The following is a 13,107-nucleotide window of genomic DNA, read 5'->3' as shown; positions in this document are numbered from 1 at the left end:
GCGGCTACCGCGCTGTATCGTTCGCCGCACAAATCGTCCGGCTCGACCTTCTCAGAGGTTCTCCATGCAGCGATCACGCCGGCGATGGCGGTTCCCGTCGCTGCTGCTGGGCGCCTTCGTCCTGAGCGTGGTGGTGGTGGTCGTCGCCTGCGCACTCGCCACCTCGCCGCGGGAGGCCGCTGACCAGCGGCGTGCGCCCGAGCTCCCGCCGCCGACTGCCACCCTCCGCGCAGGGACCGGCGACCCGCAACAGCTGCTGGCACCTGCCCTCGCTCTCTTCCTCAACGAGGGGCAGATGACCGTGCAGCCCGCTGCAGGCGGCCCGGCCGTCCCCGTGACCGCCGGGCCTTCGGCCGACGGCTGGGTTCCGGTCTCCGGCGAGGGCCTGACCGAGGGGCTTCGCGTCCGGCTTCGGTCGTACGACGACCGGGGCGCCGCGTGGTGAGCCTCATCGAGCTCGTGGAGGTCACCTTCCGCGCCACGACCGGCGACCGGGCGATGGTGCTGCAACCGACCACCCTCGAGGTGCAGGCGGGGGAACAGGTCGCGATCATGGGGCCCTCGGGCGCGGGGAAGACGACGCTCGCCTCCATCATCGGCGCCCTGCAGCCCGCCTCCGGCGGCGAGTACCGCTTCGACGGCGAGCCGATCACGGGACACGCTCCCCGCCGGTCGGCACGATTCCGGGCGACGAACGTGGGATTTGTGTTCCAGTCGGCACACATGATCGACGAGCGCTCGGTGATGGAGAACGTCGCACTCGGACTTCCGCCAGACCGGCCCCGCAGCCGAGTGCGTGAGCAGGTGGGTGAGCTCCTCGAGCGGGTGGGCCTCGCAGGCAAGGAGGACCAACCGGCCGCGACCCTGTCCGGAGGGGAGCGACAGCGCGCCGCCGTCGCGCGCGCGTTGATCAAGTCCCCCCGGCTGCTCATCGCCGACGAGCCGACCGGCTCGCTCGACCAGGCCAACGGTGCGGCCGTGCTCGACCTGCTCTTCGGGCTGCCCCGCGACGTGACCCTGCTCGTCGTCTCCCACGACCCGCGGATCGGTGAGCACGCGAGCCGCGTGGTCAGCGTGGTCGACGGAAGGGTGTCGGGATGAGCCTGCGGAGCGAGTCGCTCCTCCTGCTCGCCGACGCCCACGCATCGCTGACGGCCAAGCCGATGCGGTCGGTGGCGCTGATGGCCGGGATCCTGCTCGGGGTCGCGACCGTGGTCAGTGCCGTGCTGTTGGCCGACACCCAGCAGACGAAGGTCGACCGGGCCTTCGACCAGCAGCGGGCCGATGTCGTCGTCATCACCGGCGAGGCGGTGCCCGCCCGCGGCTTCTCAGCGGCAGCGATACGCCAGGTGACCGCACTCCCGGTCGCCGGGCCCGCCGGCGAGCTCTCGATCTGGCAGGACCACCAGCAGTTCCGCCGCGCCGGCGGCCCCCGCGAGGAGGTCGTCGCGCCGCTCGTCGTGGCTGACCCGGCCGGCCTGCGGCTCGCGGGGGCGGCCCTTAGTGAGGGAGACCCCTTCCGGGCCGACGCGACCGGCGAGGTCTGGCTCGGCAGCTCCGCAGCGCAGCGTGCCGGTGTGACGGTCGGCGACGTCGTCGTCGTACAACGTCACCGTTTCGAGGTGGCCGGGCTGTTGTCCGCCCACGGTCGCTACGCCTATGTCGACAGCAGCGTGCTGATGTCACGGCCGGACGCGACCGGTGTCCTCGGAGAGGGGGAGAACGTGCGTCTCCTCATCGACGTCCGCCCCGGATCGGCAGCGGCCGTGGCCGACTTCGCGCGGGCGGTGCTGGACCCGGGGCAGACGATGTTCCTCGCTAATGCGACGCCGCCGGACTCCGCTGAGCTCCCCAAGCAGGTCGGCGAACAGCTGCGGACACTCGGACTCGGCTTGGGGCTGGTCGTCGGGATCGTCGGGCTGATCGGCGTGGCCAACACGCTGGCGATGACGGTGGCCCATCGGGTCCGGGAGCTCGGGCTGCGCTCCGCGCTGGGGTGGTCGCGACGGAGGCTGGCCACCCTGATCCTCACTGAATCCGCGGTCGCCGGCGTCCAGGCCTCGGTCGTGGGTGCTGCCGTAGCCGTCGCGGGCGTGGGCGGGTGGTGCCTGGTGCAGGACCTCACGCTCATCATCGATCCGCGGTGGCTGTTGGCTGCGATCGGCGGCGGCGTCGCGGCGTCGGTGATCGGCGGCATCCTGCCTGCACTGCAGGCCGGCTCGATCTCGCCGATGGCCGCGATGCGGTCATGAGCGGCCCTGCGGCGGTGGTCCGGGCCGTTCGCACCCGCCCACCTCGGTAGGCTGCCCTGGTGAGCGACATCGAGATCGGCCGTGCCAAGCGGGCGCGCCGCGCCTACTCCTTCGACGACATCGCGATCGTGCCCTCCCGGCGCACCCGCGACCCCGAGGAGGTCAGCATCGACTGGCAGATCGACGCCTACCGGTTCGAGCTGCCGATCCTCGCTGCACCGATGGACTCGGTGATGTCGCCGCGCACCGCGATCGAGTTCGGTCGCCACGGCGGCCTGGGTGTGCTCAACCTCGAGGGCCTGTGGACCCGGTACGCCGACCCCGAGCCGCTGCTCGAGGAGGTCGCCGGGCTGCAGGGGCTCGAGGCGACCCGCCGGCTGCAGGAGATCTACACCGAGCCGATCAAGGCCGAGCTGATCACCGAGCGGCTGCACGAGGTGCGCGCGGCCGGGGTGACCGTGGCTGGCGCGCTGTCCCCGCAGCGCACCAAGGAGTTCGCCAAGACCGTCACCGACGCCGGCGTCGACCTGTTCGTCATCCGCGGCACCACGGTCTCCGCCGAGCACGTCTCCAGCCAGTCCGAGCCGCTGAACCTCAAGGAGTTCATCTACGAGCTCGACGTCCCCGTCATCGTCGGCGGTTGCGCCACCCACCAGGCGGCCCTGCACCTGATGCGCACCGGCGCCGCCGGCGTGCTGGTCGGCTTCGGCGGCGGCGCGGCGCACACCACCCGCACCGTGCTCGGCATCTCGGTGCCGATGGCCAGCGCCCTCGCGGACGTCGCGGGAGCGCGCCGCGACTACCTCGACGAGTCCGGCGGCCGCTACGTGCACGTCATCGCCGACGGCTCGATCGGCACCTCCGGCGACCTGTCCAAGGCGATCGCCTGCGGCGCCGACGCGGTCATGGTCGGCTCGCCCTTCGCCCGCGCCACGGACGCGCCGGGCCGCGGCTTCCACTGGGGCGGCGAGGCGCACCACGCCGAGCTGCCGCGCGGCAAGCGGGTGCAGTTCGAGCAGGTCGGCACCTTCGAGGAGATCCTCTTCGGCCCCTCGCGGGTCGCAGACGGCACGATGAACCTGATCGGCGCGCTCAAGCGCTCGATGGCCACCACCGGCTACACCGATCTCAAGGAGTTCCAGCGGGTCGAGGTCATCTCCAGCTGACCCGCGGTCCCCGCCGGCGCAGTCGCCAGCGCAGTCGCCGGCGTCCCCGCTTGTCGTGGCCGGGGCAGGGGCGGGTCGGGCGGACGATTCCGCTCGACCGGTTGACACCTAGAACCTGTTCTATCACTGTTCCGAGTGATGCAGCACACACCGTGCTGCCCAGGAGGAACCGTGACCCAGTCGCCCCCGCCCCCGGACATGACCCTCCAGCGCTCCAGCCGGGACGCCGCCGAGATGGGGGAGCGGCTCACCGCCTGGCTCGTCGACGCACTGCCGCCCGGGGCCGAGCCGCAGGTCGTCGTGCACGACGGCATCCAGACCAACGGGATGTCGAGCGAGACCGTGCTGCTCGGCGTCAGCATCCTCGAGGACGGCGAGCGGATCACCCGCGAGTACGTCGCCCGGGTGGCCCCGGCGGCCGGTGACCTTCCGGTGTTCCCGGAGTATCGCCTCACCGACCAGTACGACGCCATGCGCCTCGCCGGCGAGCTCGCCGGCGTCCCGGTGCCGCCGCTGTGGCTCAACGAGCCGACCGGGACGGTGCTCGGCACGCCCTTCTTCCTGATGCAGCGCGTCGACGGCGCCGTACCGCCGGACGTGCTGCCCTACACCTTCGGCGACAACTGGCTCTTCGACGCCGAGCCCACCCAGCAGCGGGCCCTGCAGCGAAGGAGCGTGGAGGTGCTCGCCCGGCTGCACGGCATCGGTGCCGCCGCCACCACCTTCGCCTTCCTCGACCCCGCCGTCACCGGCCACACGGGGGCGACGACGCTGGCGCGCAACCTGGCCAAGACTCGCGCCTGGTACGACTACGCCGTCAACGCCACCGACGCGCCCGGCACGCCCGCCGACCGGCGCTCCCCGCTCATCGAGCGCGGCCTGGCCTGGCTGGAGGCGCACCTGCCCGCCGAGGCCGGCGAGCCGGTCCTGGTCTGGGGCGACGCCCGGATCGGCAACATGATGTACCGCGAGTTCACACCCGTCGCCGTGCTCGACTGGGAGATGGCCACCCTCGGCCCCCGCGAGCTCGACGTGGCCTGGATGGTCTTCGCCCACCGCGTCTTCCAGGAGATCGCCGGCATGCTCGGCCTGCCCGGGATGCCGGACTTCCTGCGCGCCGAGGACGTCGCGGCGACGTACGCCGAGCTCACCGGCATCGAGCTCGGCGACCTCACCTGGTATCAGGTGCACGCGGGCGTGCTGTGGGGCTGCGTGTTCCTGCGCACCAGCGCCCGGCAGATCCACTTCGGGGAGATCGAGAAGCCGGAGGACCCCGAGGCCGTCTTCCATCACCGGCCGCTGTTCGAGCGGCTGCTGGACGAGGTCGGCGCATGAGCGGGCCGGGTCGACCGGCCGGCGTCGACGCGCTGCACGGCGAGTACGTCGGCCTCGGCCCGCTCGACGAGTTCCCGATCCACCAGCTGCCGCGGCCGGTGGCCTGGGCGGGCAGCAGCGACCGGAACTTCTATGACCGCTGCTACCTCAACGCCCACGACCGCACCGGCGACCTCTTCCTGATCACCGGGCTCGGCTTCTACCCCAACCTCGGCACCAAGGACGCCTTCGTCCTGCTGTCCCGCGACGTCGAGGGCCGCCGGGAGCAGACCGCGCTGCACCTCGGCGACGCCGCCGACCCCCGCGGGGCGGACCGGATGGCCCAGCAGGTCGGGGCCTACCGGATCGAGGTCGTCGAGCCGCTGCGCACGCTGCGGCTGGTGCTGGAGGAGACCGAGGGCATCGCGCTCGACCTCACCTGGCGCGGCTCCTTCGACGTCGTCCAGGAGCTGCCGCACGTGATGCGCCAGGGCGCCAACACCATCCTGGACGCCCAGCGCTTCGCCCAGGTCGGCACGTGGGAGGGCACGATCAGCGTGGACGGCACCGACCGCGCCGTCACCCCCGACACCTGGGTCGGCACCCGCGACCGCTCCTGGGGGATCCGGCCGGTCGGGGAGACGGTGGCGCCCGGCAAGCCGGCCGACCCCGTGTTCGAGGGCATGTGGTGGCTCTACGTGCCGATGCGGTTCGAGGACTTCTGCGTCGTGCTGATCATCCAGGAGACCCCGGACGGCTACCGCACCCTCAACGACTGCACCCGCACTTTCGCCGACGGCCGCGTCGAGCAGCTCGGCTGGCCGCGGGTGCGCATCCGCTACGCGCCGGGCACCCGGGTGCCCACCGGCGCCACCATCGTGTGCACCACCCCGGCGGGCGAGGAGCTCGTCCTCGAGGTGACCTCCAAGCGCGCCGTACCGATCCACGTCGGCGGCGGGTACGGCGGCGACCCGGACTGGACGCACGGGGTGTGGAGGGGAGCCGGGTTCGTCGAGCGCCGCACCTACGACCTGGCCGAGCCCGCGGTGGCGGGGCGGATCCCGTTCGGCGTCATCGACCACGTCGGCCACGCCGTCGCCCACGGCCCGGGCGCCGACGGCGTCGGTGACGTCGAGGGCTGGGGGCTCTTCGAGCACGGCGCCCTGGGCCGCCACGACCCCTCCGGCTTCGCCGACTGGTTCGACACCGCCCCCTGACCTGCCCCCTGACCCGCCCCCTGACCCGCTCCGCCCCCGAACCACGCCAACGGGCCCGACCAGCCCGAACCCTCCGAAAGGCAGCCTCCATGACCGACCTGGACCGCGACGCACTCTTCATCGGCGGCACCTGGACCAAGCCCGCCACCGGCGCCGTGCTGGAGGTGGTCTCGCCGCACTCCGAGGAGGTCGTGGCGCGGGTGCCCGAGGGCTCCACCGCCGACATCGACGCCGCGGTCGCCGCCGCCCGCAAGGCGTTCGACGAGGGCCCCTGGCCGCAGATGGCGCCGGCCGAGCGGATCGAGGTGGTGCAGAACCTCTCCGCCCTCTACGCGGCGCGGCTGGAGGAGATGGCGACCGTGATCAGCACCGAGATGGGCTCGCCCATCTCGTTCAGCAGCCTCGCGCAGGCGCCGGCGCCGTGGATGCAGATCGAGGCGTTCCTCGCCGTGGCCAGGGAGTTCCCGTGGGAGTCCACCCGGCCCGGTGCGCTCGGCGCGGACGTGATGGTGCGCCACGAGCCGGTGGGCGTCGTCGCGGCGATCCCGCCGTGGAACGTGCCGCAGTTCACCGTGCTGTCCAAGCTGGTGCCGGCGCTGCTCGCCGGGTGCACCGTGGTGGTCAAGCCTGCCCCGGAGACGCCGCTGGACTGCTACCTGCTCGCCGAGATGCTGGCCGAGGCCGGCGTGCCCGAGGGCGTGGTCAGCATCGTGGCCGGAGGCCGCGAGGTCGGCGAGCACCTGGTCCGCCACCCCGGCGTCGACAAGGTCGCCTTCACCGGCTCCACCGCCGCGGGCCGGCTGATCGGCTCGATCTGCGGCGAGCAGCTCAAGCGGGTCTCGCTGGAGCTGGGCGGCAAGTCGGCGGCGATCGTCCTCGACGACGCCGACGAGGCCGCCGCCATCGAGGGCATGAAGTTCCTCGGCGTGATGAACTCCGGGCAGGCCTGCGTCGCGCAGACCCGGGTGCTGGTGAGCCGGGAGCGCCACGACGCCTTCGCCGAGGCACTGGCAGAGGCGATCGGCGCGATGAAGGTCGGCGACCCGATGGACCCGGCCACCGAGATCGGCCCGATGGTCGCGGCCCGCCAGGCCGACCGCGTCGAGAAGTACATCGCGCTCGGGCAGGAGGAGGGCGCCCGCCTGCTGACCGGCGGCACCGGTCGCCCCGACGGCCTGGCCACCGGCTGGTACGTGCGCCCCACGGTCTTCGCCGGCGTGGACAACCAGATGCGGATCGCGCAGGAGGAGATCTTCGGCCCCGTCCTGTCGGTGATCGCCTACGACGACGTCGACGACGCCGTGCGCATCGCCAACGACTCCGACTACGGGCTGGCCGGCACCGTGTGGACCCGCGACGAGCAGGCGGGCATCGCCGTGGCCCGCCGGGTGCGCACCGGCACCTACGGCGTGAACACCTACACCATGGACTTCGCCGCGCCGTTCGGCGGCTTCAAGGCCTCCGGCGTGGGCCGGGAGTTCGGTCCGGAGGGGCTCGCGCAGTACACCGAGCTCAAGTCGGTCTACCTGTCCGCCCCCGCCGGCTGAGCTGGCCCTGGGGAGCGGCCGGGGGAGCCGCCGGGGGAGCGGCGAGGTGCCGCTTGACATCAAGGTCAGATGTGTAAAACCACACATTCGTTACCCAGCAGTAGAGGGAAGTGACGGCGCTCACTAGGCTCGGGGACATGAGCGAAGCCCTTGGCGCCGGCGCAGGCAGCCCCTCCGACCCGACCTACGGCGGTCCCCACGACCCCGAGCACGACCCGCGGGCCTCCTACGCGCTGGAGCCGCAGTACGTCGCCCGGCTCACCGACCGGGTGCTCGCCACCACCGGCACCACCAACCCCGTGTTCTCCCCGCTCGACGGTGCACCGCTGGCCAACATCCCGCAGTCGAGCGCCGCCGACGTCGAGGAGGCGTTCCGCCGCGCCCGCGCCGCGCAGCGCGCCTGGGCCCGGGTCTCGCTGGAGGAGCGCGCGCGGATCCTGCACCGCGTGCACGACCTCGTGCTGGACCGGCAGGCCGAGATCATGGACCTGATCCAGCTCGAGTCCGGCAAGGCCCGCAAGCACGCCTTCGACGAGCCGATGCACGTCGCGCTCACCGCGCGCTACTACGCCCGCACCGCGCACCAGCACCTCGCGCCCGCCCGGGTGCCGGGCGTCGTACCGGGGCTGACCCAGGTCGAGATCAACCGCGTCCCCAAGGGCGTGGTCGGCATCATCGCCCCCTGGAACTACCCGTTCACCATGGCGCTGTGCGACGGCCTGCCCGCGCTGCTCGCTGGCAACGCGGTGGTCTCCAAGCCCGACGCGCAGACCATGCTGTCCGCGCTGCTCGCCGCCCAGCTTCTCGAGGAGGCCGGCGTCCCGCGCGACCTGTGGCAGGTCGTCGCCGGCCCGGGCCGGGTGCTCGGCTCGGAGATCATCGGACGCGCCGACTACATCTGCTTCACCGGTTCCACCGCCACCGGCAAGGTCATCGCCCGCCAGGCGGCCGAGCGGCTGATCGGCTGCTCGCTCGAGCTCGGCGGCAAGAACCCGATCCTCGTGCTCCGCGACGCCGACATCGAGCGCGCCGCCGAGGGCGCGGTCCGGGCCAGCTTCTCCAACGCCGGCCAGCTGTGCGTGTCCACCGAGCGGATGTTCGTCGCCGACCAGGTCTACGACCGGTTCGTCGAGCGGTTCGTGGCCCGCACCAAGGCGATGAGCCTGGGCGCCACCCTGGGCTGGGACGCCGACATGGGCACCCTGATCTCCGCCGACCAGCTCGAGACCGTCTCCGCCCATGTGGAGGACGCCGTCGCCAAGGGTGCGCGGGTGCTGGCCGGCGGCAACGCTCGGCCCGACCTGGCGCCGTACTTCTTCGAGCCGACCATCCTCGAGGGCGTCACCCCGGAGATGACCTGCTTCGGTCACGAGACCTTCGGTCCGGTCGTCTCCCTCTACCGCTTCCACGACGAGGCCGATGCGATCGCTCGGGCCAACGACGGCGAGTACGGGCTGAACGCGGCGATCTACACCCGCGACACCCGCCGCGGCCGGGCGCTGGCGCGCCAGGTCAAGTGCGGCACCGTCAACATCAACGAGGCGTTCGGCGCGACCTTCGCCAGCCTGGCCGCCCCGATGGGCGGCATGCGCGAGTCCGGGATGGGCCGCCGGCAGGGCGCCGAGGGCATCCACCGCTACACCGAGCCCCAGTCGGTCGGCGTGCAGCGGCTGCTCCGGTTCGGACCGGTGCTGGGGATGTCGGACCAGGCGTACGCGAAGGTCATGAACGCCTCGCTGCGGCTCATGGACAAGCTGGGAAGGGCGTGAGCGCGGTGAGCGACTTCGACTACGACGTCATCGTCGTCGGCTCCGGGTTCGGCGGCTCGGTGAGCGCGCTGCGGCTCACCGAGAAGGGCTACAAGGTCGCCGTCCTCGAGGCCGGCGCACGGTTCCGCGACGAGGACTTCGCCGAGTCCAACTGGAACCTGCCCAAGTACCTGTTCGCCCCCGACCTCGGCATGTACGGCATCCAGCGCATCGACGCGGTCCGCGACTGCATGATCGTGGCCGGCGCCGGGGTCGGCGGAGGCTCGCTGGTCTACGCCAACACCCTCTACGAGCCGCTCGACGCCTTCTACCGCGACCCCAGCTGGTCGCACATCACGGACTGGAAGTCCGAGCTGGCGCCGTACTACGACCAGGCGAAGCGGATGCTGGGCGTCACCGAGTACGCCAAGGTCAGCCCGGCCGACACGATCATGAAGGAGGTCGCCGAGGAGATGGGCGTGGGGGACACCTTCCACCCCACCCCGGTCGGCGTCTTCTTCGGCGGCCCCGAGCAGGCACCGGGCACCGACGTCGAGGACCCGTACTTCGGCGGCGCCGGGCCCAAGCGCACCACCTGCATCGACTGCGGGGAGTGCATGACCGGGTGCCGGCACAACGCCAAGAACACCCTGGTGAAGAACTACCTCTACCTCGCCGAGCAGAACGGCGCGGTGGTGCACCCGCTCACCACCGTCACCGACGTCCGGCCGCTGCCCGGCGGCGGCTACGAGGTCAAGGCGCGCTGGACCAAGGCCAAGCTGTCGCGGCGTAGCGCGGTGAAGACCTTCACCGCCGAGCAGGTCGTCTTCTCCGCGGCCGCGCTCGGCACCCAGAAGCTGCTGCACCGGCTCAAGGCGACCGGCTCCCTGCCGAAGCTCTCGGACCGCCTCGGCTTCCTGACCCGCACCAACTCCGAGTCCATCCTCGGCGCCCTCTCGCCCAAGGACGACACCACCGACTACACCCAGGGCGTGGCGATCACGTCGTCGTTCCACCCCGACGAGGTCACCCACATCGAGCCGGTGCGCTACGGCAGGGGCCACAACTTCATGTCCCTGATGCAGACCGTGCTCACCGACGGCGACGGCCCCGAGGCGCGCTGGAAGACCTGGGCCAAGGAGCTGTGGCGCAAGCGGAAGGAGGCGCTCGACCTCTACGACTTCAAGCACTGGTCCGAGCGCACCGTGATCGTGCTGGTGATGCAGGCGGTGGACAACTCCATCACGGTCTTCCCGAAGAAGGTCGCCGGCACGTGGATCCTGTCCTCGCGCCAGGGCCACGGCCAGCCCAACCCCACCTGGATCCCCGCCGGCAACGAGGCGGTGCGCCGGATCGCGGCCAAGATGCGCGGCGGCACCCCGGGCGGCAACATCGGCGAGCCGTTCAACCGGCCGCTGACCGCCCACTTCATCGGCGGCTGCACCATCGGCGACAGCCCCGAGACCGGGGTGATCGACGGCTACCAGCGGGTCTACAACTACCCGGGCCTGCACGTCGTGGACGGCTCCGCGATCTCGGCGAACCTCGGGGTGAACCCGTCGCTGACCATCACCGCGCAGGCCGAGCGCGCCATGGCGTACTGGCCGAACAAGGGCGAGGACGACGCCCGTCCCGCCCTGGGCGAGACCTACCGGCGCATCGAGCCGGTGACCCCGAAGTCCCCGGTCGTGCCCGCCGACGCCCCGGCCGCGCTGCGGCTGCCCATCGTCGGGGTCAGCTGAGACCCGCCGCCCGCACGTGCTCGGGACCGTCCCACCCGGGGCGGTCCCGAGCTGCTTCTCTGGGGGTGTTCTCGGGCCGATCCCAGGACGTTTCCGCAGGTGGTGCGGGGGTGTCGCGGTGGGTTCCAGGCGTGGCCGGGCGAAACATACGAAGTTGTTCGGAGACGGCGTAACTCAGGCCACAGGGCCTCGTTGATCTCCTCGAGCCCGGGTGTTCACGCTCCCTCCCGAAATCCGGGCTCGGTCCAGGCACTGTCCAGCAGCTGCGTGGACGACCAGGGCCCGGCCACCCTCCCTCCCCGGCCGGGCTCTGGTGCTTTTTCGGGTGCTCCGCGACCAGGAACTCGTGGGACGACACGCGCCAGGGCAGTTCGACCGCAGCGCCGATGCGGTGCGATCACGCCCGAGCCCGCTCGATACGATCGACCCATGACGGCGGCCGCGGAGCACACGCACGAGTCCGAGCACGACCTGGTCCTGGTCGTGGACTTCGGTGCCCAGTACGCCCAGCTGATCGCGCGGCGGGTGCGCGAGGCGCGGGTCTACTCCGAGATCGTGCCGCACACGATGCCGATCGAGGAGATGATGGCCCGCAACCCGAAGGCGGTCATCCTCTCCGGCGGACCGTCGTCGGTGTACGAGCCGGGTGCCCCGCGCCTGGACAACACGCTGTTCGAGGCGGACACCGCCGTGTTCGGCATGTGCTACGGCTTCCAGCTGATGGCCCAGGGCCTGGGCGGCACCGTGTCGGCGACCGGTGCGCGCGAGTACGGCCGCACCCGGGTCAAGGTCGGCCATCCCGGACGGCTGCTCAACGGCATCCCGCTGGAGCACAACGTGTGGATGTCGCACGGCGACTCCGTCACCGCCGCACCCGCGGGCTTCGAGGTGCTCGCCGCCACCGAGTCCACCCCGGTCGCCGCTTTCGAGGACGTCGAGCGCGGCTACGCCGGCGTGCAGTGGCACCCCGAGGTGCTGCACACCGAGCACGGCCAGAAGGTCCTGGAGCACTTCCTGTGGGACATCGCCGGCTGCCGGCAGACCTGGACGATCGGCAACATCGCCGAGGAGCAGATCGAGCGCATCCGCGAGCAGATCGGCGAGGACGGCCGCGCCATCTGCGGCCTGTCCGGCGGGGTCGACTCCGCGGTGGCCGCCGCCATCGTGCAGAAGGCGATCGGCGACCGGCTCACCTGCGTGTACGTCGACCACGGCCTCATGCGCAAGGGCGAGACCGAGCAGATCGAGCGCGACTTCGTGGCCTCGACGGGCGCCAACCTGGTCGTGGTGGACGCCGAGAAGCAGTTCCTCGACGCGCTGGCCGGTGTCTCCGACCCCGAGACCAAGCGCAAGATCATCGGCCGTGAGTTCATCCGCACCTTCGAGGCCGCCGAGCTCGACATCATCAAGGACGCACCCGAGGGCACCAAGGTCGGCTTCCTGGTGCAGGGCACGCTCTACCCGGACGTGGTGGAGTCCGGCGGCGGCGCGGGCACGCACAACATCAAGTCGCACCACAACGTCGGCGGTCTGCCCGAGGACCTCGAGTTCGAGCTCGTCGAGCCGCTGCGGACCCTGTTCAAGGACGAGGTCCGCCTCGTCGGCGAGCAGCTCGGCCTGCCGCCGGAGATCGTGTGGCGCCACCCGTTCCCCGGCCCCGGCCTGGGCATCCGGATCATCGGCGAGGTCACCCGCGAGCGGCTCGACATCCTGCGCGACGCCGACGCGATCGCCCGCGAGGAGCTGACCGCGGCCGGCCTGGACCGCGACATCTGGCAGTTCCCGGTGGTGCTGCTCGCCGACGTCCGCTCGGTGGGCGTGCAGGGTGACGGCCGCACCTACGGCCACCCGGTCGTGCTGCGCCCGGTCACCTCCGAGGACGCGATGACCGCGGACTGGGCCCGGATTCCCTACGACGTGCTGGAGAAGATCTCCACCCGCATCACCAACGAGGTCCGCGAGGTCAACCGGGTCACGGTCGACATCACCTCGAAGCCCCCCGGCACGATCGAGTGGGAATGACGCGCCGCCGCGTGGGCTGGTTCCTCGCCCCGTCGTACGCCGCATCCGTCGAGGCGACGGGGGTACCTCTCTCTTCCGGTGGTTCCGCCGGACGAGACG

At 71.9% G+C, this 13,107-nt stretch carries 10 protein-coding genes; all 10 read left to right on the top strand.

Translation table 11 applies throughout. The features are described 5' to 3' along the window. Nucleotides 1–64 precede the first annotated feature (64 nt). The 10 genes from KG111_RS14695 (at nucleotide 65) to guaA (ending at nucleotide 13,008) form a co-directional block, all read left to right on the top strand. Complete coding sequence (locus KG111_RS14695; protein ID WP_205291029.1) at nucleotides 65–445, top strand: hypothetical protein; 381 nt, start codon at nucleotides 65–67, stop codon at nucleotides 443–445. Next, nucleotides 442–1,101 carry an ABC transporter ATP-binding protein gene (locus tag KG111_RS14690; RefSeq protein ID WP_205291028.1) on the top strand — a complete coding sequence of 220 codons (660 nt, stop codon included), beginning with the start codon at nucleotides 442–444 and terminating at the stop codon, nucleotides 1,099–1,101. The genes KG111_RS14695 and KG111_RS14690 overlap by 4 nt, the downstream gene beginning before the upstream one ends. After that, complete coding sequence (locus KG111_RS14685) at nucleotides 1,098–2,252, top strand: ABC transporter permease (protein ID WP_205291027.1); 1,155 nt, start codon at nucleotides 1,098–1,100, stop codon at nucleotides 2,250–2,252. Before KG111_RS14690 ends, KG111_RS14685 begins: the two co-directional genes overlap by 4 nt. A gap of 59 nt (nucleotides 2,253–2,311) precedes the next feature. Further along, nucleotides 2,312–3,418 (top strand): GuaB3 family IMP dehydrogenase-related protein, encoded by a 1,107-nt coding sequence (locus tag KG111_RS14680; RefSeq protein WP_205291026.1) that lies wholly within the window; start codon nucleotides 2,312–2,314, stop codon nucleotides 3,416–3,418. 171 nt (nucleotides 3,419–3,589) lie between these two features. After that, a complete protein-coding gene (locus KG111_RS14675; RefSeq protein ID WP_205291025.1) occupies nucleotides 3,590–4,753 on the top strand; it encodes a phosphotransferase family protein in 1,164 nt (387 codons plus the stop codon). Continuing rightward, complete coding sequence (locus tag KG111_RS14670; RefSeq protein ID WP_205291024.1) at nucleotides 4,750–5,949, top strand: Rv3169 family protein; 1,200 nt, start codon at nucleotides 4,750–4,752, stop codon at nucleotides 5,947–5,949. The genes KG111_RS14675 and KG111_RS14670 overlap by 4 nt, the downstream gene beginning before the upstream one ends. 89 nt (nucleotides 5,950–6,038) lie before the next feature. After that, nucleotides 6,039–7,496 (top strand): aldehyde dehydrogenase, encoded by a 1,458-nt coding sequence (locus KG111_RS14665; RefSeq protein WP_205291023.1) that lies wholly within the window; start codon nucleotides 6,039–6,041, stop codon nucleotides 7,494–7,496. Nucleotides 7,497–7,633: 137 nt separating this feature from the next. Continuing rightward, on the top strand, nucleotides 7,634–9,265 hold the full coding sequence (locus KG111_RS14660) for a succinic semialdehyde dehydrogenase (RefSeq protein ID WP_205291022.1): 1,632 nt from the start codon (nucleotides 7,634–7,636) through the stop codon (nucleotides 9,263–9,265). A gap of 5 nt (nucleotides 9,266–9,270) precedes the next feature. Continuing rightward, on the top strand, nucleotides 9,271–10,986 hold the full coding sequence (locus KG111_RS14655) for a GMC oxidoreductase (protein WP_205291112.1): 1,716 nt from the start codon (nucleotides 9,271–9,273) through the stop codon (nucleotides 10,984–10,986). A 429-nt stretch (nucleotides 10,987–11,415) separates the two neighbouring features. Then, nucleotides 11,416–13,008 carry a glutamine-hydrolyzing GMP synthase gene (gene guaA / locus KG111_RS14650; protein WP_205291021.1) on the top strand — a complete coding sequence of 531 codons (1,593 nt, stop codon included), beginning with the start codon at nucleotides 11,416–11,418 and terminating at the stop codon, nucleotides 13,006–13,008. Nucleotides 13,009–13,107 lie beyond the last annotated feature (99 nt).

It is taken from the genome of Nocardioides faecalis (assembly GCF_018388425.1).
In the GTDB taxonomy this organism is placed as follows: domain Bacteria; phylum Actinomycetota; class Actinomycetes; order Propionibacteriales; family Nocardioidaceae; genus Nocardioides; species Nocardioides faecalis.
The sequence above is the reverse complement of the archived record's forward strand: the minus strand, read 5'-3'. Positions and strand labels throughout refer to the sequence as shown.